Raw genomic sequence first — 22,893 nt, forward strand, 5'->3', positions numbered from 1 at the left:
ACACGAGGTTGGGACCTCCGTCTGATTTTGACGGGTGTCCCCTCGTTTCTATTATTGCAAGCGATCTTCTGCTGTCTCGATTTGTTGGTTCAAATCATCGGCGGCATTTTTAGCTTCTGTTTGTGCTTGTTGCTCAATTTCACGAGCATTTTGTTGTTCGGCAAATTTTGTTAAGGCGTCCACGGTGATCAAGTCATCATCGTCATCATCCATATCACGCAATTCAATCTCTGCATCATCAATGTCTAAGACACGCATGTCTAAACCAAGTGATTGCAATTCTTTGACTAATACGCGGAATGATTCTGGTACGCCTGGTTTTGGAATTGGTTCCCCTTTAACGATCGCTTCGTATGTCTTCACACGACCAACAACGTCATCTGATTTGTACGTCAAGATCTCTTGCAAGGTATAAGCAGCACCGTATGCTTCCAGTGCCCAAACTTCCATTTCCCCGAAACGTTGTCCACCAAATTGTGCTTTACCACCCAATGGTTGTTGCGTAACCAATGAGTATGGTCCAATTGAGCGGGCATGTAATTTATCATCGACCATGTGGGCCAATTTGATCATATACATGACACCTACGGAGATTCGACCATCAAATGGTTCTCCAGTACGGCCATCATACAAAACGGTTTTGGCGTCGCTAGCCATGCCGGCTTCTGCAACTGTTGCCCAGACATCTTCATCGCTGGCACCATCAAAGACTGGTGTAGCCACGTGGATTCCTAATTGGCGGGCAGCCATTCCTAAGTGTAATTCCAATACTTGTCCAATGTTCATCCGTGAAGGCACCCCTAATGGGTTCAACATGATATCAACTGGTGTACCGTCTGGTAAGAAAGGCATGTCTTCTTCTGGCATAATGCGAGAAACGACCCCTTTGTTTCCGTGACGGCCGGCCATTTTATCCCCTTCATGGATTTTCCGCTTTTGAACGATATACACGCGAACGAGCATATTGACACCTGGTGACAATTCATCGCCAGCTTCGCGGGTAAAGATTTTCACATCATGGACGATTCCACCACCACCGTGAGGTACGCGCAGAGAAGTATCGCGGACTTCGCGGGCTTTTTCACCAAAGATTGCATGAAGCAAGCGTTCTTCTGCAGATAGTTCCGTTACCCCTTTAGGCGTTACTTTACCAACCAACAGATCGCCATCTTTGACTTCCGCACCAATGCGGATGATACCCATTTCGTCTAGATCTTTCAATGCGTCTTCCCCGACATTCGGGATTTCACGAGTGATTTCTTCAGGTCCTAATTTTGTATCACGAGCTTCTGATTCATATTCTTCAATATGCACAGAAGTGTAGACATCATCTTTCACCAAACGGCGGCTCATGATGATGGCATCTTCATAGTTGTACCCTTCCCAAGTCATGAATGCGACTAGAACGTTTTGTCCTAATGCCATTTCACCATTTTCCATGGATGGGCCATCTGCAAGGATGTCGCCTTTTTCTACTTTTTCGCCAAGGGCTACAAGTGGGCGTTGGTTGTAACTTGTTCCTGAGTTAGAACGACGGAATTTCGTTACCGAATAAACATCTAATGCGCCATTGTCGCGACGAACGCGAATTTCAGCAGCATCCACATATTCGACGATTCCATCTTGTTTACACAATAATGCAGCACCTGAGTCATGGGCTGATTTGTATTCCATACCAGTACCAACCCATGGTGATTTAGGGTTGATCAATGGCACTGCTTGCCGCTGCATGTTGGCACCCATCAAGGCACGGTTGGAGTCATCGTTTTCCAAGAATGGGATACAAGCTGTTGCGACTGCGACTACTTGTTTAGGTGAAACGTCCATGTAGTCCACTTTGTCGATCGACACTTCTAAGTTTTCAGAAGTCGCACGAGCCATAACAACATCATTCACGAATGTACCGTCTTCATTCAGCAAGCTGTTTGCTTGGGCAACGACGTAATGGTCTTCGATATCTGCAGTCAGATAGTCGATTTGATCTGTCACACGGCCAGTCTCCCGATCAACACGACGATAAGGGGTTTCGATAAAGCCATATTTATTGACTTTGGCATAAGACGCCAAGCTATTGATCAACCCGATGTTCGGTCCTTCAGGCGTTTCGATCGGACACATCCGGCCATAGTGGGAATAGTGAACGTCCCGTACTTCATATCCAGCACGGTCACGCGTCAAACCACCAGGTCCTAAGGCTGATAAACGACGTTTATGGGTCAACTCACCCAATGGGTTGGTTTGGTCCATGAACTGTGACAACTGAGAAGAACCAAAGAATTCTTTGATACTTGCTACAACAGGACGAATATTGATCAATTGTTGCGGTGTCAATGTTTCTGTGTCTTGGATTGACATCCGTTCACGAACGACACGTTCCATCCGAGCAAGTCCGATCCGGAATTGATTTTGCAATAATTCCCCAACTGAACGAATGCGGCGGTTTCCTAAGTGGTCGATATCATCAACATTGCCGATACCTTCCATTAAATTGAAGAAGTAGCTCATAGAAGCAATGATATCCGCTGGACGTACTGTACGAACGGTCGTATCTGGATAGCCATTACCGATAACATTCACTTCTTGTTCTGGATCTTTTGGTGAAAAGACTTTGATGACTTGAACAGTCATTGGTTCTGTAACAACACCGTCTTCTGATGGGTAGTAAGTAACACTATTTAAACCATTATCGATAAAGGCACCTAATGTTTCCATCACTTGGTGAGTCAACACAGTTCCTTTTTCGACGATGATTTCGCCAGTTTCAGGATCAACCAATGTTTCTGCTAACGTCAAATTCAATAGACGTGTTTTCAAGTCTAATTTTTTGTTTACCTTGTAACGACCAACATTTGCTAAGTCATAGCGTTTTGGATCGAAGAAGCGAGCATTCAGCAAGCTGCGTGAGCTGTCAGCCGTTTTGGGTTCGCCTGGACGCAGACGTTCGTAAACATCTTTCAGTCCTTCTTCCGTCCGAGAGTCGCTTGCATTTTTGTGCAAGTCTTTTTCGATTGTGTTGCGTAATGAATCACTGTCTCCAAAAATTTCAAAGATCGTGTCATCTGAACCAAACCCTAAGGCACGCACTAACACAGTCAAAGGAATCTTCCGAGTACGGTCAATACGTACATAAGAGATGTCTTTCGCATCTGTCTCCATTTCTAACCACGCACCGCGGTTAGGGATCACAGTTGAGCCGAATCCTTCTTTTCCGTTCTTATCGACTTTGCCATGGAAATAAACACCTGGTGAACGGACTAACTGAGAAACGATGACCCGCTCTGCCCCATTGATGATAAACGTACCTTGTTCCGTCATTAATGGAAAATCGCCAAAGAAGACTTCTTGTGACTTGATTTCGCCAGTTTCACGGTTTGTTAAACGCAATGTGACATGCAAAGGTGCCGAATAGTTGGCATCATGTGCACGAGCTTCTTCCACTGTATACTTAGGTTCTTTCAATTCATAGTCTACAAATTCTAGGGACAAATTGCCGTTAAATCCTTCGATTGGCAAGATATCTTCAAACATTTCTCTTAGGCCCTCATCTAAGAACCATTGGTAAGAGTCGGTTTGAATTTCAATCAAATTCGGTAATTCTAATACTTCACTGATCCGTGCGAAACTTCTACGTTCGCGGTGCTTTCCGTATTTTACTACGTGTCCAGCCAAGCTCTTCACCTCTTCATAAAGTCTTTCAAAAAGGCTATCCGATTGTTTACAAAACTGTAACAAATATTAAATATAGATTACAGAAAGCATTTTTTGCGGCTTTTAGGCAAAAAAAAACCAAAAATAGAACGGATGCAATGAGCATTTTCTACTTTTGTTTCCTTATTCCCAAGCCGAAACGGACAATATTTCGTTTCTGCTTTTTTCTTTCAGATAGTTTTTGCAACTCCTTATTATACAGATGAAGCACATTGATGTCAAGCTTTCATTGAAAGTTGCAACACTTTTCCGATGCATGCAAATTCTAAGTTTTCTTTAAGAAAGGATTCTCTAAAATTAGAAAAAATGACGAGAAATTTCTTTGCATTTTCTTGTTTTCTTGCTATGCTAGCAAAAAAAGCATGAGCGTTACACGTGAAACATTTTGAAAGGAGCAACTATGACAACTAGAGAAAAGATTTTGGCATTGTTGCAACAAGAAACCTCCGTTTTATCCGGAGAAAAAATTGCCCAAAAATTGGACATATCACGAACTGCCGTCTGGAAAGCGATTAAAGAATTAGAGAAAAAAGGCTATCACTTTGAACATTCAGCCAGCGGCTATCGCTATTTATCAGCAGATCGTTACGAACAACGCGCGTTACAGGAAGCACTGCCGATGGTAGCAACGATCCAAATCGCTGACCAAGTTGAGACCACGATGAAAGAAGCAAAGCTAGCTGCTTTATCTGAACTTTCGACTCCGGCTCTATTTTTAGCAGAAACACAGGTAGGCGGGCATGGTCGATTCAATCGTCCTTTCTTTTCACCCAAAGGAAAAGGAATCTATATGAGCTTATTGCTGAAGCCAAATCATACCTTCAGCGAGTTGCCTCAATACACATTATTGGCAGCGGTAGCTGTGGCACAAGCAATCGATGAGTTGACCGGCAAAGAAACACAAATCAAGTGGGTCAACGATATTTACATAGAAGGAAAAAAAGTCTGCGGTATTTTATCTGAAGCCACTAGTGACTTTGAAAGTGGCCGCATCGCTTCGATCGTCATCGGCATAGGCATCAACTTTGCGATCCCTCAGACAGCTTTCCCAGAAGATATCCAGCAAAGGGCAACCTCTCTCTTTCCAACTGGGGAAGCTCCTGTCAATCGTGCGCGCTTGATCGCAGCAGTATGGACACGCTTCTTTGACTTGTTGGATCAATTACCGGCTGATGATTATCTAACTATTTATCGTCAGAAATCATTTGTTCTTGGTAAAACCGTTTGCTTCACACAACAAGGCATCCGCTATGAAGGAGTCGCAGAGTCCATCACTGCTACTGGTGAATTAGTGGTTCGGACAACAGATGATGTCAAAGTTCTTTCTTCTGGTGAAATCAGTCTGGAGAAATATTCTTAGCAGCATTTTTTTCAAAAAACCAAACAAAGACCCGTCAGATCAAGAAAGACTGCTCTTACGATGCAGCCATTCTTTGTCTGACGGGTCTTTGTCTTGCTATTTAGTGAACGAGCATTTGCCAGATCAGGCATAAAATTAGGCCTAGAGCATAGCTACTGTTAAATAAAATCATGTTTTTGATTGAATAACCAAAGCTTCTTGGGTGCGGCAAACTTGCTTGATGCTCTTTCAAGTTTTGCCGAATCTTCGGTAAGGTTAGAAAGACGAGCAAGATCGGCCACTGATAAAGACCAAACAAAAATCCGATCAAAATCGCACCGTAGGATGCCAGCATCAATCCTTGGAAAAGATGAATGCCGTTGGTCCGACCAATGTAATAAACCAATGTGTACCGGTGGTTCTCAATATCTGTTTCTAAATCACGCAAGTTATTTGCCAACATAATATTGGCAATCGTAAATACAAGGGGCAAGGATGCTAATACAATGGCACATACCGCCCACAGATGACCCACTAATCCGAAGGTTCCGGTCGCAAAATCAATGTCTAAATAAAAAACTTTTTGTGTGACAGTGTTCAGATAGATGGTGATGGCAAAAATACCTAATCCCATCGTCACTCCACTAAAGACTTCCCCCAATGGCATCCGAGATAAGGGAACCGGCCCAAAGGTATAAAACACCCCGATAAAGCATACGACTAATCCCATCAGCAATAAAAGCCAGCCTGTCATCCAAGTCAGATAAAGACCGATCAACAACGTCAGCGCCAACATGCCAAAAATCATGTTCCGTACAAGGGTTTCGGGAATCTTTTCCCGACCGATCACATTTTGTTCATACTTATAAACCTTAGACTTTGCTTTTTTGAAATCCATGTAGTTATTGATCGATGTTGTCGTTAAATCAAACAAGATCATCCCTACAAAAAATATAATGGTGTTCAATGGATGGAATTCATGGAAGTATACGAGAGAAAACATGATTCCCATAATAAACGGAAAAATACTGGCAACCTTAGTCCGAATCTCAACAACTTCTAAAAATACTGCAAGAGACACAAGATCCCTCCTCTTATTTTAAATCGGCACGATCGCCCATCGTGTAACCTGATTCTTCAGACAGCTTAAAGGTATCTTTGATTCCATCCGTAACATAGACGATCCCTTCTTTCGTGATGAAGATCGCATCTGTTCCTTTGTCGGTGTGCTGCTCGATATATTCTAAACCAGCTTTGATCCCTTTATCAAAAACCACCGTCGTCAAACCATCGCCATCGATCGATTTATCTGTGATCACAGATACACTGGCAATGTCATTGTCATACGGATACCCTGTTTCTGAATCAAAGATATGGTGATAGGTTTTGCCGTCGACTTTCAAATAGCGTTCATAGATTCCTGAAGTGACCACCGTTTTGTTGGTTTCTTTGATACTGCCAATAATGGAACCGCGGGCTTCGTTGGGATCTTGGATCCCCACATTCCAAGGTTCGTCTTCACCACGATTGCTATGTCCTAACACATAGACATTGCCGCCTAAGTCAACGATTGCCGAGGTAACCCCTTGTTCCTTCAATACTTTGACTACTTCATCCGTGATATATCCTTTAGCGATCGCTCCTAAGTCAATGATCATATCTTTGTCTTTTAAATAGACGGTCTTCTCATCATCATTGAACTCAACTTTCCGATAATCGATATGTTTTAGTGCTTCATCAATTTCCGATTGTTCCGGTTTGCGAGCATCATCAAATCCAATCCGCCACAATTGGGTGATCGCACCGATAGCCATATTGAACCCGCCATTAGATTTTTTGCTATAGTCATAGGCATCCTTCAATAGAAAATAAATATCATCAGAAACTTTGACTGGTTTGATTCCAGCTTGGGCATTGATCTCGTCAACTTCTGATCCTGCTTGGTTGATCGTAATCTTGTCTCCCAATTCTTTGATGCGGGCAAACGCTGGTTTCATCGCAGATTCTTTGCCTTCATCGTAAATTCTGATGCGTGTATACGTGCCTAATAAAAATTCTTCTTGAAAATATGGTTCGTCTCTTAATTGAACAGTTTCTTTTTCACTGCCGCAAGCGGATAATATTGTGATAAAAAAAACAATCAATGCAAAAAACGGTAATTTCTTTTTCATGGTCTTCCTCTTTTCTGTTGTATTCAATTTTATTATAATAGCTTTTTTTTTCTAAAATGAAAAGGGTTGGCGCCAGAATCTTAGTTTCTTTTGCGATTCTTTAATCTCTTCTATTTCTTTATCAGACAGAGGGAGTCCACGTAGGAAGGTTTTCTACTAGAATTTTTTTATTATTGGTAGGTTATTTAGCGCTTTTGAACATAAAAAAAGCGGTACTCTACATCAGAATACCGCTTGTTCATTTATGAATTATTCAGTGACGATGTTATCCACTTGGATAGGTGTTTCGTCCCCTTTTTCTGCTGCGTTCAACAATTGTTGTGCATAGATCACGAAGCTGTGGAAGCTGTGTGTCGCACCAGAAACAACATCCATATCAGCAACTGAACCATCTTCAGCATTTACTGCTGTCACAAATGCTTCGTTGAAGTTTGGAATAAATTCTTCTGGGTTTGTACCAGATTTTGCTTTCATGTTTTCGTTGTATTCCGCATCATCTTTTTTAGATTTGCCATCTTCGTTAACATAGTCATAGTTAGATTCAGACACTTTGCCGTCTTTGACAGTGATTGAGAATGCTACACGGTAGCCATTTGAATAGTTCTTTTCTTCTAAGCTATACGTACCATCTTTCAAGTCTGCACCGTTGTCGATCTCGATTGTATCTGTGTTGCCTGCTTGAGCAGCTTGGATCAATTGTTGTGCATAGTTTTGGAATGAATCGAATGAGTGTGTCGCACCAGAAACAACTTCAATTGCTGAAGGGCTTTGTGCCGCAACCAATTCTTCATTGAATTTAGGAATAAATTCTTCTGGACTGATTCCTGCTTTGGCTTTCATGTTTTCGTTGTATTCCGCATTTTTTGTTTTTGATTCGCCGTCTGCATTGATGTTGTCATATTTAGATTCAGTGATTTTGCCATCTTTAACAGTGATTTCAAAAACTACGCGGTAATCATTTGAATAATTTTTTTCTTCTAATTTATATGTGCCATCTTGCAATGGTGCTCCTGCGACTACTTTCGCTTCTGATTCAGAAGTTGCTGTTGCTGATTCGCTGCTAGCGACTTGTGAAGTACTTTCTTTTGTTGACGAAGAAGCTGACGTGTTGTTGTCAGATCCACAACCTGCTAATACTAACGCTGAGAATGAAAATACCGCCATACCTACCATTAATTTCTTTGCTTTCATAATGCTCCACCTTTTACTAATTATTTTCCCACAAAAAAAGTTTGTGATTCATCTAACATTTTAAAGTAAATTAGAAATATGTCAACCGCTTCCCTATAGCTTTTGTGAATATTTTTGAACTTTTTTTGATTTTCGCAAATTTTCACGAATTTCATGAAATATCGTATTTTCCTATCAGAAAAGTTAGACAAACGATGGATTTCTATATATAATAGGAACGATTGTGTATTTATTATCATAGATTATTTTTTTTAAGGAGAGATTTGCAATGGCAAAGAAAAGCATTGTCGTTGTCGGTGCAGGGTATGCCGGTGTTTCAGCAACCAAGTACATGGCAAAAAAATTGAAAAAAGACAATGATGTAGAAATAACATTGATCGATCGTCACTCTTATCACACCATGATGACCGAACTGCACGAGGTTGCCGGGGGACGTGTCGAGCCGACCGCAATCCAATATGACTTGCAACGTTTGTTTTCACGTAAGAAAAATGTTCGCTTAGTAACCGACACGGTAACTGCTATCGATAAAGAAAAGAAAGTCGTACAAACAAAACAAGGCAGCTATTCCTTTGATTACTTGATCTTAGGTATGGGTGGCGAACCAAATGACTTCGGCACTCCAGGAGTAAAAGAACACGGATTTACTCTATGGTCATTTGAAGATTCTGTTCGCATTCGTGAACACATCGAAAAAACTGTTGCTAAAGCAGCAATCGAGCCTGATGCAGCACTTCGTAAAGCAATGTTGACTTTCGTTGTCTGCGGTTCTGGCTTTACCGGTATTGAAATGATCGGTGAACTGATCGACTGGAAAGAGCGTTTGGCTGAAGACTACAAATTGGATCCAAGCGAAATCACTTTGAAAGTGGTCGAAGCAATGCCTACGATCCTTAACATGTTGGATCGTAACGATGCTGCCAAAGCAGAACGATACTTGAAACAAAAAAATGTCGAATTAGTTCTGAACGCACCAATCGTTGAAGTGGCTGAAGATCACATCAAATTAAAAGATGGTTCAACGATCCCAACTTATACACTGATTTGGACAGCTGGCGTGAAAGGAACGAGCGACGCTGCAGACTTTGGTCTAGAAACTGCTCGCGGTTTCCGCCTTGTTGCTAACGAATATATGGAAGCAAAAGGTTATGAAGACAAAAATATCTATATCATTGGTGACTTGGTCTTCTATGAAGAATTTCCAAATACACCAACACCACAAATCGTTCAAGCCGCTGAACAAACTGGTCATACAGCTGCATCAAATATCGTCGCAGCGATCAAAGGTGGCGAAAAACACAAATTTAAAGGAAATTACCAAGGATTCATGGTATCGATTGGCGCTAAATGGGGCGTAGCCAACTTATTCAATAAGATTCACCTTAGCGGTTTCTTAGCAATCATTATGAAACATATCGTCAACTTGAAATACTTCTTTGACATTCGTTCTGGCTACTACATGTTCCAATACTTGATGCATGAAATCTTCCATATCAAAGATGATCGGACAGTGGCGCGTGGTCATACTTCACGTTACGGAAACGTTCTTTGGAGTGTTCCACTGCGAATCTTCTACGGTCTGGTATGGTTCGTTGAAGCCTTCAAGAAAATTCTAGGTACAAATGGTGAAGTCTTTAAGCCAGGAACATGGTTTGGCGAAGGTTCTTGGTTCCAAGGAAACAGCGTATTCCCTTGGACTTGGGAATATCAAACTGTTGCTGATGCAGCAAGCGGCGCGAGTGAAGCAGCTGACGCTGCCAGTGCGGCAAGCGGTGCAGGCGATGCTGCCGGCGCAGCAGCAACTCAAGCAGCTCACTTTGGTTTAAGTTATGCCTACGGCGAACAACCAATGGTCGTGATCGAAAAATCACCAGATTGGTTTACAAAAGTGATGCAATTTATTATGCCTAACAACGATGTAGCAATGTTCTTCCAAAAATTCATGGTCTTCTTTGAAATTGCTTTAGCTTTAGCATTGATGGCTGGTTTGTTTACTTGGTTAGTGAATGCAACGACAATCGTTTTAGTCTTGACATTCTGTATGTCAGGTATGTTCTATTGGGTTAACATTTGGTTCATCCCAGTAGCCTTTGCATTAATGAACGGTTCTGGCCGTGCCGTTGGTTTGGATCGTTGGGTGATCCCATGGTTACAACGTACACTTGGTAAATGGTGGTACGGTACACCGCGTTCCTTATACGGTAAAAAATAATCGCTTTTTAAACGAGACTGAGGCAGCCTGATCCTTTGATCAATGTCTCAGTCTCTTTCCAAGTTAAGCACTTTTTTATCTACTAGAAAAACCTTCTCTTAAAAGTAGTAGAAAACCAGCGGATTATGCTAGAATGAGACACAGAACTTCAAAGGAGTCTTTCTGATGAAAGTAAAAGAATTTATCCGTCGTGCCCACCTGAAGCCTTGGGACGGGGTCATCATTCTGGTACTGATACTTAGCTCGTTTTTACCAATTTTGATTTTTGGGCAATCACAAAGTACCCCTACTGCCGCCAAACAAGCTGTTTTGCGAGTTGATGGCAAGGAGATCAAAGAGTTTGATTTGATCGAAGGACAAGATAGCTACACGTATCGATACGAAGATCCAGATGGTGATTACAATCTCATTGAAATCGCTGGTGACCGCATCCGCATCAAAGAAGCTGACTGTGGCGATCAAATTTGCGTCCGCCGCGGCTGGGCCTCAAAAAATGGCGAAACAATCGTATGTTTGCCACATAAATTAGTGATCGAAGTTCGTGCAACAGATGGGAGTGAGACAGACGATCTAATCTACTGATCGTGATACTATGAGTCGTTTACAGAAAATCATTTTCATCTCATTATTAGTTGCTCAAGGAGTCGTTATCGGTTTGATTGAAAATATGATTCCGTATCCTTTTGCCTTTGCTCCCGGAGCTAAATTAGGTTTAGCCAATCTGATCACGATCATTGCTTTGTTCACTATGCCTAAACGAGACAGTTTTTTGCTGATATGGCTACGTTTGATCTTAACTACACTCTTAGGCGGAACTGTTTCAACATTCTTATATAGTATGAGTGGTTCACTTTTGAGCTATTTCGGTATGTTGCTAGTAAAACAACTAGGACCTAAGCGCGTCAGCATTATCGGGATCAGTGCAGCTGGTGGTTTTTTACACAATGTTGGCCAATTGGTCACAGCTTCTTGGATTGCTCAATCCTGGAGTGTCATGCTTTACCTACCCGTTCTCGCATTTTTCGGTATTCTATCAGGGATCGCCATCGGCATCGCCGCCAACTATCTTTTGCAGAGAGTAGACACATTACGGCGATTTCAGCTTGATTATGAACGGCAAACCAATGTCAAGTGGCGTTCTGATTCAAAATAAAGGAGTCATTTATGAAACTTCATCCAATGTGGCAAGCATATCCTGCGTTGCAAAACGATTTATCTGAATCGCTGCAATTAATGGAACAATCCTTGAAACTAAAAAATAAAGCAGTAGAACAAGCGATATTAGCGATGATCCATTCTGGCGGCAAGATGCTCCGCCCGGCCTATCAGTTGTTGTTCTCTGAATTCGGAGAAGAGAAAGATTCTCAAAAAGCAGTAGCACTATCCGCAGCGATCGAAATGCTCCATACTGCTTCACTGATTCATGATGATATCGTTGATCAAGCCGATACTCGGCGAAGCTTGCCTACTATCCGTGCACAATTCGGTAATGATGTCGCCGTTTACGCGGGTGATTATCTCTTTGTATGCTGTTTTAAACTAATGGCGGATTACGCTGGTTCTCTCAAAAGTCTGCAAATCAATTCTCGCAGCATGGAAACAATTTTAGCTGGAGAATTAGGACAAATGAGCAAACGCTACGACCTGAATGTGACGATTGAGGACTATCTGGAAAACATTTCCGGTAAAACAGCTGAACTGTTTGCTCTAAGCTGCTTTATCGGGGCTTATGAAAGTGGGGCTTCTCTACGTTTAGCCAATCAGGCAAAAACGATTGGTCAATCCATCGGGTTAGCATTTCAAATCATGGACGATATCCTTGATTACAGCCAAAGCGAAAGTGCCTTGGGTAAGCCTGTCCTTGAGGATGTCAAGCAGGGGGTCTACTCACTGCCGTTGTTGTTGGCACTGAAAAAAGAGCGGGCAGTGCTAACACCATTACTGGAGAAAAAAGCCGAGATGACCGATCAGGAAGCGCAGCAAGTCTACCAAATCGTTCACGACAGCTATAGCGTTGAAGAAGCACATCAATTAGCTGCTCGTTATACAAAAAAAGCCCTGCAAGGAATCAAGAAATTACCTGATCCTGGAAAAAATACCAAAGACTATTTGTATCAGATCACAAACCAAATCCTAGCTCGCACAAATTGAGTGGTTTTTCTATAAATAATAGTTTGATAAGTGATTTAGAGGTAGCTGCTTTCAACTAGCTGTCTTTCAGACAAAAAAGAACGATCTCCGATTGATTAGACGACACGTCTTCTATAATCGGAGATCGTTCTTTTTCTTTACTTCACTTTCTCTTGACTGTTTATCGCATTGTAACGAACTCTTCTGCTCCAGTCGGATGGATTGCAACGGTATTGTCGAAATCTGCCTTAGTTGCTCCCATTTTGATGGCGACGGCGAATCCTTGCAGCATTTCGTCAACACCAATTCCAATACCGTGTAGGCCAATGATCTTCTCTTCTTTTCCTAAACAAACAAGTTTCATTTCACATTTTTGACGATAGTCATTCAATGCAAAGTACATTGGTGTAAAGCGTGAACGATATACTTTGATTTCTTCTTCGCCATATTTTGCGATTGCAGCTTCTTCTGAAAGACCGATCGTTGCAATTGGTGGGTGCGTAAAAATGACTGTCGGCACCAGATCATAATCTAAATGTGCCTCAGTTTGACCATTGAACAATCGTTCAGACAAGCGACGACCCGCTGCAATCGCTACTGGCGTCAACTCTAATTTGCCGATCACATCTCCAACTGCAAAGATCGATTCAGCAGTCGTATTTTGGTACTTATCAACAATGACAAAGCCTTTTTCATCTAGAGAGACATCTGTATTTTCCAAACCAAGGTGTTGGGTATTGGGCACTCGTCCCCCAGCAAACAATACACAGTCCCCCGTCAGTGTTTGACCATTTTCAAAGAAAACCGTATATTGTCCATCACGTTCTTCGATCCTTTCAGCTACATAGCCGGAATAAAGGTCCATTCCTGCTTCTCGATAAATTTCTACTAAATTGTCAGTTAACATATGATCAAACGCCCGTAATGGACGTTCTTTACGATAAGCCCAAGAAACGTGACTGCCAAATTGCTGACTCATTCCGCTAAGTTCTGCCGCAATGTATCCTGCTCCTAAGACGATCATTTCTTTAGGCACTTCTTTTAAGGCAAAAAAGCCATTGGAATCAATCGCATGTTCACCACCAGGAATCGACATGACACTAGGTTTTCCTCCTGTAGCAATTAAGATCTTTGGCGCTCTGTATTCTTGTCCATCGACCGTCACAGTATGGTTATCCACAAACTGTGCATAACCGTGGATAACTTCTACTCTGTTGCTATCTAAGCCTTTTTGATATGCTGTGTGTAAAAAATCAATATATTTTTCACGGTTATCCACAAGTTGCTTGAAATCAAATTTATCCACATGTGGATAAATACCATAGCTCGTGGCATCACGCTTAATCATTTCTAACATTTCACTTGCTTGCCACATCACTTTTTTGGGTACACAGCCCACATTGACACAAGTACCCCCCAGCTCATTGCCTTCAATCAATAAAACTTTAGCTCCATGCATTCCTGCACGGTTAGCAGAAGCAATCCCGCCACTGCCACCGCCAATCACTATGTAATCATACTCTTGCATTATTGGTCTCCTCCTTAGGAACAACTTCATTTTGGTGTATATCGAAGGATTTTTCAAATCTTACAAAAAAATGCGACAGAAAGCACCGAGTCAATGATAAAGGGAGAGGAACATAACATGTACGAAATTCAAACTCGCTTTTAGCACAGTGCGCTACCCCTCGAATCTCATTATTTTTCCTTTATCAGCCTTGGATACTTCTGTCACAGTTTTTATTTTTTCTTCCGGATCATGTCGCCAACCTGAACAGGTTCAGCGACGGGCATCGTTAGAAGCATCATCGGATTTGGCGCGCGATCGATCGATTCACCGTCTTCATTATACATGACTTCCACCTTTTGATGGAAATGATGGAATCCAGGTCCATAAAACTCGATCTCGTCCCCCACCGAAAACAAATTCCGCTGCCGGATCGTGGCCATCTTTGTTGCGTCATCATAGGCCATGACTTCTCCGATAAACTTGTATTGCGGGATTTTACGCCGAGGACCAAATAATTGCTCATTTTCACTCGGTGTATGGTAATAAAATCCGGTAGCTAGTTCTCTTTGCGCTACCTTCCATAATTCATCAATCCACTCTTGTTTGCAGACATAGTTCTCTGGATCTTCCATATAACTGTCAACTGCCGCTTTGTACACATTCGCAACAGTTGAAACATAGTGGATCGATTTCATCCGTCCTTCGATCTTAAAACTATCGACGCCGTTTTCAATCAAGTCAGGAATATGTTCGATCATGGACATGTCGACTGCACTCATTGAGAATTCTTCTTCGATCGTTCCATTCTTTGTCAAACTCTTTCTTTCTTGTGCAAAAGGCATATCAAAAAGATCATATTTCCAACGACAAGATTGTGAGCAACCACCACGATTGGCATCTCGCATCGACATGTGATTGGACAATGTACAACGTCCAGAATAAGAGATACACATCGCCCCATGAATAAAAGCTTCAATCTCCACACTCGTATTTTTGCGGATTTCGGCGACTTCTTCCATGGATACTTCTCGAGCCAAGACAACTCGCTCAAGCCCTTCTTCTCGCCAAAATTCTAGCGTTTCATAATTTGTCGCGGAAGCTTGCGTTGAAAGATGGATCGGCAATCCTGGTGCTTCTGTCGCACAGATCTCGATCAAAGCAGGATCAGACACGATCACCGCCGAAATTCCCACGTCCCGCAATTGACGGAAAAATTCCCCAGCTCCTTCTTGATTGCCTTCATGGGTGACCATATTTGCTGCTACATATACTTTAGCATTATGAGCTTTAGCAAATGCAACCCCTTCAGCCATCTCTTCATAGGTAAAGTTTCCGGCACGGCTGCGTAAGCCATAGGCGTTGCCGCCTATATAAACAGCATCCGCCCCGTAATGAATGGCTGTTTTTAATTTTTCTAATGTACCGGCTGGTGCCAATACTTCTGGCCGTTTCAATTTTTGTTTGACTGTCATTTCCATTGCTCCTTACTTGATATCCTCTGGATTGATCGCATAAAAACCGGTATCTAACCCCCGTTGAGCTGGATGTAGCTGACGTACTTGTTCACTCAAGCTAGCTGCTTGTTCAGCAGTCCATGTGCCTTCAGTAAGCAATTGCTTCGCCTGTGCAAAACAAGCTACGATCGAGACAAACGCTGTCCCTGGAGTAAATAAACCGTCTAACTTCCAAGTCTGGTACCCCGTTTCAAAAAGAGACTGCAATTCATTCATCAAATTGATGTCATTATTGGCGAAAATATGCGTGCCATGACTGTCTTCATAAATCGAGTAGTGGGTATCCTCCTTCTTGGGTTCTGATAAAAATAAACCTCGCTCACGAGATTTTTCATCTTCCTGTTGCGTATAATTATAATAATTTTGAAGCAATGGACGTTTCGACTGATGGATGCACGTTGCCCCATAGACAAGCACTTCCGCAGGAATCGTTAGCTGTGGTGCTAAAACTGTCATTTCTCCAAAGGGGACTTCTCTTGCTAAAACTGCTCCAATCGCCCCTTTTTGCCCCCAAAAATTGATTTGTCTAGCACTGGTGACCAGCGTCTCTCCATCGTATACAAACGGCAATGCCAATTCCGGATTCTTTTTCATACGATAAATGATTCCTGGATCGCCGATAGAAATTTTATCAACATGGTTGGCCTTCAAAAAAGCCAAGTATTCTGGAACTAGCGTCATTTTTTGCGGGTGCATGATGCCATTGACTGCCGCCATCGCTTGTTTCCCTTCTGCTTGCGCTAAGCGGATCAATTCGCTTTGTTCCTCTCGTGAGAAAGATGTCGGCAAACGCAAACCGAAAGTTTCTTCTCCGAAAAAAATAGTATCTACATAAGGTAAGAGCTGTTTTGCTTGTTCGATCGACTCCACCGTTGCGATAATCTCAACCATGATATTCCTCCTCTATAACTCACTAATAGTATCACAGGCAACACGGCTTTCCAAGACTTCCTTTTGAACTTTTTTCACTAAAAAAAGGAATACTCAGCGATGAGAACTGGTAATACAACTTTAACACTCTTTTAAATTTGTGAACTTTATGAGTTTTTATCTCCATTTCAATTGTTCGAAATCCAACAAATACTATTTGCCCACAAAAAAACTATCCAAGCAGCAAACGATGGTTCAGCCTGCATTCTGCTGACCATCAGTCGTTTGCTAGTTAGATAGTTTTATTTTTCTTTATGAGCTTATACTTGTTGAAGAATACGAGATTGGCCTTCTTTTACATTCAATGTAATTGAGCCTTTCGATGCCCCAATCGTCACCCGGTCACCTAAATGGATCTGTCCCGACAATAGTGCTTCGCTTAAGCGGTCTTCGACCTCTTTTTGCAATGCTCGACGAATTGGGCGAGCCCCATATTCTGGATCAAAACCAGCTTTACCGATGACATCAATCGCTGCAGATGTGATCTTCAGTTGAATGTCTTGATCACTGAGACGTTTGATGATCGCTTTACTCATGATTTTAACGATTTCATGAATTTCATCTTCACCTAATGAACGGAAGACAACTGTTTCATCCACCCGATTCAAGAACTCAGGACGGAATGCTTTCTTGAGCTCTTCCAGAATCCGTTTTTGCATCGCTTGATGGTCTTTGCTAAGATCCACCACATTGAAACCTACATTCTTTTCTTCACGAATCTGTTGTGCGCCGATATTTGAGGTCATAATCAGGATTGTATTACGGAAATCGACTTTCCGCCCTTTGGCATCTGTCAAATGACCATCATCAAGGACTTGTAAGAGAATATTGAAGACATCTGGATGAGCTTTTTCCACTTCATCTAGTAAAATCACTGAATAAGGTTTTGAACGAATCTTTTCAGTTAATTGTCCACCCTCATCGTAACCAACATAACCAGGAGGGGATCCAATCAAACGACTTGTACTGTATTTCTCCATAAACTCAGACATATCCACACGAACGAGTGAATCCTCACTGCCAAACATTGCTTCTGCCAAGGCTTTTGCCAGCTCTGTTTTTCCGACACCCGTAGGACCTAGGAACATGAATGAACCAATTGGACGATTCGGATCTTTTAGACCACTACGTGCTCGACGAATCGAACGTGCGACTGCTTTCACAGCTTCTTCTTGACCAACAACTCGCTGATGCAGGATTTTTTCTAGATCGAGAAGCCGTTCACTTTCTTTTTTCTCCATTTGCTGTAAAGGAACGCCCGTCCATTGCGACACGACTGCCGCAACATCTTCGCCAGTGACACTGTCTGCGTAGCCGGAAGCTTCTTTCACTTCCATGAATGCAACTTCAGTCAACTGCTGGGTCAATTTCTTCTCTTTGATGCGCAAACGAGCTGCAGCTTCAAAGTCTTGTTGGCGAATCGCTGCTTCTTTTTCTTCAATCAGATTGGCGATTTCATTTTGCAAATCGGCCAACTCAGAACTTTCGTCTGTTTTATCCAAGCGCACTTTTGCTGCCGATTCGTCCATCAAGTCAATGGCTTTGTCCGGCAACTGCCGTGAATTGATATAGCGTACCGACAATTGGACAGCGGCATGCAGGGCATCATCTGAAATCTCTACGCCGTGATGCTCTTCATAACGGGGACGTAATCCTCGTAAAATTTCTTCTGCTTCTTCTGGCGTTGGCTCATCCACTTGAACACGGGCAAACCGTCTTTCCAATGCAGAATCTTTTTCGATATACTTTTGATATTCATCTAAGGTCGTAGCACCGATTGTTTGTAATTCACCGCGGGCTAATGCAGGTTTTAATATATTCGATGCATCGATAGCACCTTCCGCACCACCAGCACCAATCAGTGTATGCAGCTCATCAATAAATAAAATGATCTGACCATCTTGGTAAATTTCGTCGATGATTTTCTTCATTCGATCTTCAAATTCACCGCGATATTTCGTGCCAGCTACTAAAGCACCCATATCTAACATCATTAAGCGTTTGTTCTGCATATCTTCTGGTACTTCACCGTGAATGATTTTTTGTGCCAATCCTTCAGCAATAGCTGTTTTACCAACCCCCGGTTCCCCTACTAAAACAGGGTTGTTTTTGGTCCGGCGGCTTAGGATTTGAATCAATCGTTTCACTTCTTTTGCTCGACCCACTACTGGATCTAAGCGTTTATCTCTTGCCAATTTTGTTAAATCTCGAGCTAGTGAGTCCAGCGTCGGCGTTCCTTGTGCTTTTCCTTGAGGACGACGACGACCCGCACCACCGGCATTTTTTGTGTCATTGATACCCATTTTTTTCTTTAATAACTGCCGCATTTTAGCCAAACTCAACCCTAAGTTCAACATGATTCTTGAGGCTAAAATATCTTCATCCCGAAGCAATCCTAACAAAAGATGCTCTGTGCCGATTTGAAGAGCGCCTAAACGCTTAGCTTCATCTCCAGCGTAAGCAAATGTTTGCTTCGCTCGTGGGGAATAGGCTAGATAGGCATTCTCTGGGTATTGGCGAACAGTTCCGTAACCTGTTAAATGCTCGATTTCTTCGCGAATATCATTTTCAGTGATATTCATTTCCCGTAACGTTTTGCCGGCAATGCCATTTTGTTCAATGACTAAGGCAAGCAAGATGTGTTCTGAACCTACGGACTGATGTTTAAAGTACTTTGCTTCTTCCTGTGCGATCGTCAGCACAGCTTTCGCTCGTTGTGTAAATAGTTCATCCATCTCATTCACTTCCTGTCTTCATAACTTAAACGTTCTAAAATTGCATGGAGCAAGTCTGCTCGTGTTCGATTTTCATAAGGAGAACGTCCTAATACTGACTTCGCAATGACGGTCAACAATAAATTGCCCTCACGCTTCGACAGGATTCCTTCCTCATAAAGTTTTTGGATTATTGCATAAGCATCTTTTTCCGAGATGGTTTCATCAAATAATTGATTCATTTCTTCAAGGTAGTGGTGGTTATCCGTGATCTTTACTTTTTCGATACGGATATATCCTCCGCCTCCACGTTTGCTTTCAACAGTATACCCTCTTTGAATAGTGAAACGGGTATTGATCACATAATTTATTTGTGAAGGCACACAATTGAATAAATTCGCCATTTCAGCTCGGCGAATCTCGATTGTTTCGCTGTCTTCAAGAATTTTCTTCAAATATGCCTCAATCAAATCGGAAGTGTTATGATGATTCAATTCATTCCCTCCCTTGACTAATTCTGACCTTCATTATACCCAATTTTTGAAAACTTGAAAAGATGTACGCCTAGAGATGCGGAATTACTAAAAGAAACTTAAACAGCTAGCTCTTTTTTCGCATCACAAAAAAACTATCCGCATCTTCAAGTGGTTACTTCTACAGTCTTTGGTTGCCATCTCACTGCGACCTATAGAGTAAACTTAAAAATCATTCGGATAGTTTTTTCAGCTATTGATTAATCTTCAGAGCTCGTTGAACTCGTACTTGTTGATTCACTGCTAGCGGAGGATTCACTCGTAGAGGACTCTGGTTTTGGTCCTTTAGAAATAGTAACATTTACTGAAGAACCAACAGCCACCGAAGTCCCTTCACCTGGCGAAACATCTGTGACTTCTCCAGCCGGAACAGAATCATTGTAGCCCGATTCTTCTTTGATCGAATATTTTAACCCAGCCTCATTTAGTGCTGCTACAGCATCATTTCGACTCTGTCCAATGATTCGTGGCACATTAACCATCTCTTGACCGCTGCTGACTGTCAGCGTGATAACAGTTTGAGAGGTAATGACTGATTCTCCTGCTCCTGGCGCTTGATTAATGACAGTCCCCACTGGTTCATCGCTTGGCGCTGATTGTTCATAAATATTTTCGGTTGGAACTCCTTTTGAGGTCAATGCCGCCCGTACATCTTCGATTCGCTGACCATAATAGTCTTCCATTGCAAACGATTCAGGTCCCGTGCTGACTACAAAAGTAATGTCATCCTCTTTCGGAGAAACTTTCTCGCCGACATCTGGTGATTGGCTAATGATCAGACCTTCTCCGATAGCATCACTGGATTTGGTCTCTTCTTTGATTTGGTCTTCTGAAAAACCTAACTTGATCAACTCGGCTTTTACATCTTCAAAATTTTTCTCTTCATAGTTTTTTAAGGTGATTTTTTCAGTCCCTGAGCTGATATACAAAGTGATCTCGCTATTTTTTTTGACTTCGGTTCCTTCTTGTGGATCCGTTTTAACGACATTGCCTTCTTCAATCTCATCGTCAGCAATTTCTTCGGTTTCATCAGCAACTTTTAATCCTGCTGCTTCCAGCTTTTCTCGAGCAACGGTCTCTGTGTCTCCGCTGACTTTAGGGATCTCAACATCGCCGCGCCCTCCGCCAAAAACAAAATAGCCGCCAATGACCAGCAGCGCTGCAATAACTAGTATTGGCAGGATCAGCCACCATTTCTTCCGCTTCTTCTTTGGTTTTTCTTGTTTCTGGTCTGCGGTCTCTTCTACTTCTGGCTCCGTCACTGCCGGTTCTGCAGGTTGTTCAGCTATCATTTCATCGGTAATAGGGGTCAGCGCTCGAGTTTCATCGTTTAGCGCATGTGGCTCCCACCTTGGTTCATTCAAGCGCTCAGGTGACAGCGCTGTTGAAAGATCTTCTCGCATTTCATCAGCTGTCTTATAACGATCGGCTTGCTCTTTCGCTGTTGCCTTTAATACGACATTCTCTAATGATTGAGGAACATTTTTATCATAGATACGAATAGAAGGGATCTCATCTTGAAAATGTTTTAAGGCAATTGTGACAGCGGACTCACCATCAAAAGGAACTTTCCCCGTCAGCATTTCATATAGGATGATTCCAATCGCATAGATATCAGATTGGTTAGTAGCCATACTTCCCCGTGCTTGCTCTGGCGATAAGTAGTGCACAGAGCCTAACATCGAGTTGGTTTGGGTGATCGATGTTTCCGATAAAGCAATCGCGATCCCGAAATCCGTGATCTTAACGACGCCTTCTTCATTGATCAGAATGTTTTGTGGTTTCAAGTCCCGATGAATGATTCGATGTTGGTGAGCCAATGCCACTGCTGACAAAATTTGTTGCACGATATCGACAATCTGTAGATAAGGAACTGGGTAATGGGTTTGAATATATCGCTTCAAGTCCATGCCTTTGACATATTCCATCACCAAAAACTGCATCCCATCTTCTTCGCCTACATCATACACTGTTACGATATTGGGATGAACCAACTCTGTGGCAGCCAATGCTTCCCGCTGAAAGCGGCGAATCGCATTTTTATCATTTTGGAAGTCAAATCGCAATACTTTGACGGCAACTTCTCGATCAAGAATCAAATCATGAGCCAGAAATACATTTGCCATGCCGCCACTGCCGATATTGCCAATGATTTTATAGCGGCCATTTAACTTTTTCCCTATTTCAATCATGGGCAGTTCCTCCAACTTTGATCAGTAACACTGTGATATTATCGACTCCGCCTTGTTGATTGGCTGCATCGATCAACTGCTGAACCGCTTCTTTAAGGGACGACGCGCCTTCAATGATGGCTGCGATCTTTTCATCTGCCAACATGTTTGTCAGTCCGTCTGAGCAAAGAAGCAAGTAATCACTTTCAGCAAAATAATGAATCGCTACATCTACTTCTACTGTATTAGGCATTCCAACAGAACGAGTCAAAACATTTTTGCGTGGATGGTTCAGTGCCATTTCAGCAGTAATTTGGCCAGATTTCACCAATTCATTGACAAGAGAATGGTCTTCAGTAATTTGTATCAACTCATGATCCCGCAAAATATAGGCGCGGCTGTCGCCAACATTCGCAATCGTAAATTGATCCTCAAAGAGTGCTACAGCAATGATCGTTGTTCCCATGCCATTCAGCGCCTCATCCTCGATGCCTTTTTCATAGATCGAGACACTTTCTGCCTGGATTTTTTGGATCAGCCATTGAGCAGCCTTTTCACTATCTGTCAATTCTGTTTTTTCCCAAGCGGTTCCCAAGCCACTCACAGCCTGACGACTCGCTACATCACCTGCCCGATGTCCTCCCATCCCATCAGCTAAGATCGCCAATGTGATACTTTTTTTGTTGACATACACAGCAGCAAAGTCTTGGTTCGTATTCCGACGTTTACCAACATCTGTTTGAAAATGGATTTCCAACTTCTTTTCACCT

At 42.3% G+C, this 22,893-nt stretch carries 16 protein-coding genes; 5 read left to right on the forward strand and 11 right to left on the reverse strand.

What is annotated here, in order from left to right; all coding sequences use genetic code 11:
- Positions 1 to 51 precede the first annotated feature (51 nt).
- On the reverse strand, positions 52 to 3,669 hold the full coding sequence (gene rpoB / locus FE005_RS04215) for a DNA-directed RNA polymerase subunit beta (protein ID WP_005469779.1): 3,618 nt from the start codon (positions 3,667 to 3,669) through the stop codon (positions 52 to 54).
- Between the two features lie 439 nt (positions 3,670 to 4,108).
- Here rpoB and FE005_RS04220 point away from each other — a divergent pair, with 439 nt between their 5' ends.
- Positions 4,109 to 5,068: a biotin--[acetyl-CoA-carboxylase] ligase gene (locus FE005_RS04220; protein WP_138371378.1), complete on the forward strand. Its 960-nt coding sequence runs from the start codon at positions 4,109 to 4,111 to the stop codon at positions 5,066 to 5,068.
- Positions 5,069 to 5,168: 100 nt separating this feature from the next.
- Here FE005_RS04220 and menA read toward each other — a convergent pair whose 3' ends face one another.
- The 3 genes from menA to pplA all read right to left on the reverse strand — a co-directional run bounded on the left by menA (position 5,169) and on the right by pplA (position 8,409).
- The gene (gene menA, locus FE005_RS04225) at positions 5,169 to 6,128 is read right to left on the reverse strand and encodes a 1,4-dihydroxy-2-naphthoate polyprenyltransferase (protein ID WP_138371379.1); all 960 of its coding nucleotides are present in this window, start codon (positions 6,126 to 6,128) and stop codon (positions 5,169 to 5,171) included.
- 13 nt (positions 6,129 to 6,141) lie between these two features.
- The gene (locus FE005_RS04230) at positions 6,142 to 7,218 is read right to left on the reverse strand and encodes an FAD:protein FMN transferase (protein WP_005469775.1); all 1,077 of its coding nucleotides are present in this window, start codon (positions 7,216 to 7,218) and stop codon (positions 6,142 to 6,144) included.
- Between the two features lie 249 nt (positions 7,219 to 7,467).
- Entirely contained in the window at positions 7,468 to 8,409 is a 942-nt protein-coding gene (pplA, locus tag FE005_RS04235; protein WP_003128866.1) for an extracellular electron transfer flavoprotein PplA, read from the reverse strand.
- A 268-nt stretch (positions 8,410 to 8,677) separates the two neighbouring features.
- Between pplA and FE005_RS04245 the strand changes: the two genes are divergently transcribed.
- The 4 genes from FE005_RS04245 (at position 8,678) to FE005_RS04260 (ending at position 12,772) form a co-directional block, all read left to right on the forward strand.
- Positions 8,678 to 10,621, forward strand: coding sequence for an NAD(P)/FAD-dependent oxidoreductase (locus FE005_RS04245; protein ID WP_005469767.1), 1,944 nt, complete (start codon positions 8,678 to 8,680; stop codon positions 10,619 to 10,621).
- 165 nt (positions 10,622 to 10,786) lie between these two features.
- On the forward strand, positions 10,787 to 11,203 hold the full coding sequence (locus tag FE005_RS04250; RefSeq protein WP_003128860.1) for a NusG domain II-containing protein: 417 nt from the start codon (positions 10,787 to 10,789) through the stop codon (positions 11,201 to 11,203).
- 10 nt (positions 11,204 to 11,213) lie between these two features.
- Entirely contained in the window at positions 11,214 to 11,774 is a 561-nt protein-coding gene (locus FE005_RS04255) for a Gx transporter family protein (RefSeq protein WP_003128859.1), read from the forward strand.
- A gap of 11 nt (positions 11,775 to 11,785) precedes the next feature.
- The gene (locus FE005_RS04260) at positions 11,786 to 12,772 is read left to right on the forward strand and encodes a polyprenyl synthetase family protein (RefSeq protein ID WP_138371380.1); all 987 of its coding nucleotides are present in this window, start codon (positions 11,786 to 11,788) and stop codon (positions 12,770 to 12,772) included.
- 160 nt (positions 12,773 to 12,932) lie between these two features.
- Here the strand turns inward: FE005_RS04260 and gor are convergent, their stop codons facing one another.
- The 7 genes from gor to FE005_RS04295 form a co-directional block, all read right to left on the reverse strand.
- Complete coding sequence (gor, locus tag FE005_RS04265) at positions 12,933 to 14,279, reverse strand: glutathione-disulfide reductase (protein ID WP_041120319.1); 1,347 nt, start codon at positions 14,277 to 14,279, stop codon at positions 12,933 to 12,935.
- 212 nt (positions 14,280 to 14,491) lie between these two features.
- Entirely contained in the window at positions 14,492 to 15,733 is a 1,242-nt protein-coding gene (locus FE005_RS04270; RefSeq protein ID WP_005469760.1) for a U32 family peptidase, read from the reverse strand.
- A 12-nt stretch (positions 15,734 to 15,745) separates the two neighbouring features.
- Positions 15,746 to 16,666 carry a peptidase U32 family protein gene (locus FE005_RS04275; protein ID WP_003128854.1) on the reverse strand — a complete coding sequence of 307 codons (921 nt, stop codon included), beginning with the start codon at positions 16,664 to 16,666 and terminating at the stop codon, positions 15,746 to 15,748.
- 299 nt (positions 16,667 to 16,965) lie between these two features.
- Complete coding sequence (locus FE005_RS04280; protein ID WP_081131176.1) at positions 16,966 to 19,440, reverse strand: ATP-dependent Clp protease ATP-binding subunit; 2,475 nt, start codon at positions 19,438 to 19,440, stop codon at positions 16,966 to 16,968.
- 5 nt (positions 19,441 to 19,445) lie between these two features.
- Positions 19,446 to 19,913, reverse strand: coding sequence for a CtsR family transcriptional regulator (locus FE005_RS04285; protein WP_003128852.1), 468 nt, complete (start codon positions 19,911 to 19,913; stop codon positions 19,446 to 19,448).
- Positions 19,914 to 20,152: 239 nt separating this feature from the next.
- The gene (gene pknB, locus FE005_RS04290; RefSeq protein WP_005469756.1) at positions 20,153 to 22,144 is read right to left on the reverse strand and encodes a Stk1 family PASTA domain-containing Ser/Thr kinase; all 1,992 of its coding nucleotides are present in this window, start codon (positions 22,142 to 22,144) and stop codon (positions 20,153 to 20,155) included.
- Positions 22,137 to 22,880, reverse strand: coding sequence for a Stp1/IreP family PP2C-type Ser/Thr phosphatase (locus FE005_RS04295; protein WP_005469755.1), 744 nt, complete (start codon positions 22,878 to 22,880; stop codon positions 22,137 to 22,139). The genes pknB and FE005_RS04295 overlap by 8 nt, the downstream gene beginning before the upstream one ends.
- Between the last annotated feature and the right edge of the window lie 13 nt (positions 22,881 to 22,893).

The sequence above is a fragment of the Enterococcus sp. M190262 genome, assembly GCF_005843965.1.
Taxonomy (GTDB): Bacteria; Bacillota; Bacilli; order Lactobacillales; family Enterococcaceae; genus Enterococcus_D; species Enterococcus_D gallinarum.

Coding starts and splice junctions, on each gene's coding strand:
- FE005_RS04220 (WP_138371378.1), top strand. CDS start 4,109: ATGACAACTAGAGAAAAGATTTTGGCATTGTTGCAACAAGAAACCTCC.
- FE005_RS04230 (WP_005469775.1), bottom strand. CDS start 7,218: ATGAAAAAGAAATTACCGTTTTTTGCATTGATTGTTTTTTTTATCACA.
- pplA (WP_003128866.1), bottom strand. CDS start 8,409: ATGAAAGCAAAGAAATTAATGGTAGGTATGGCGGTATTTTCATTCTCA.
- FE005_RS04245 (WP_005469767.1), top strand. CDS start 8,678: ATGGCAAAGAAAAGCATTGTCGTTGTCGGTGCAGGGTATGCCGGTGTT.
- FE005_RS04250 (WP_003128860.1), top strand. CDS start 10,787: ATGAAAGTAAAAGAATTTATCCGTCGTGCCCACCTGAAGCCTTGGGAC.
- FE005_RS04255 (WP_003128859.1), top strand. CDS start 11,214: ATGAGTCGTTTACAGAAAATCATTTTCATCTCATTATTAGTTGCTCAA.
- FE005_RS04260 (WP_138371380.1), top strand. CDS start 11,786: ATGAAACTTCATCCAATGTGGCAAGCATATCCTGCGTTGCAAAACGAT.
- gor (WP_041120319.1), bottom strand. CDS start 14,279: ATGCAAGAGTATGATTACATAGTGATTGGCGGTGGCAGTGGCGGGATT.
- FE005_RS04270 (WP_005469760.1), bottom strand. CDS start 15,733: ATGACAGTCAAACAAAAATTGAAACGGCCAGAAGTATTGGCACCAGCC.
- FE005_RS04275 (WP_003128854.1), bottom strand. CDS start 16,666: ATGGTTGAGATTATCGCAACGGTGGAGTCGATCGAACAAGCAAAACAG.
- FE005_RS04280 (WP_081131176.1), bottom strand. CDS start 19,440: ATGGATGAACTATTTACACAACGAGCGAAAGCTGTGCTGACGATCGCA.
- pknB (WP_005469756.1), bottom strand. CDS start 22,144: ATGATTGAAATAGGGAAAAAGTTAAATGGCCGCTATAAAATCATTGGC.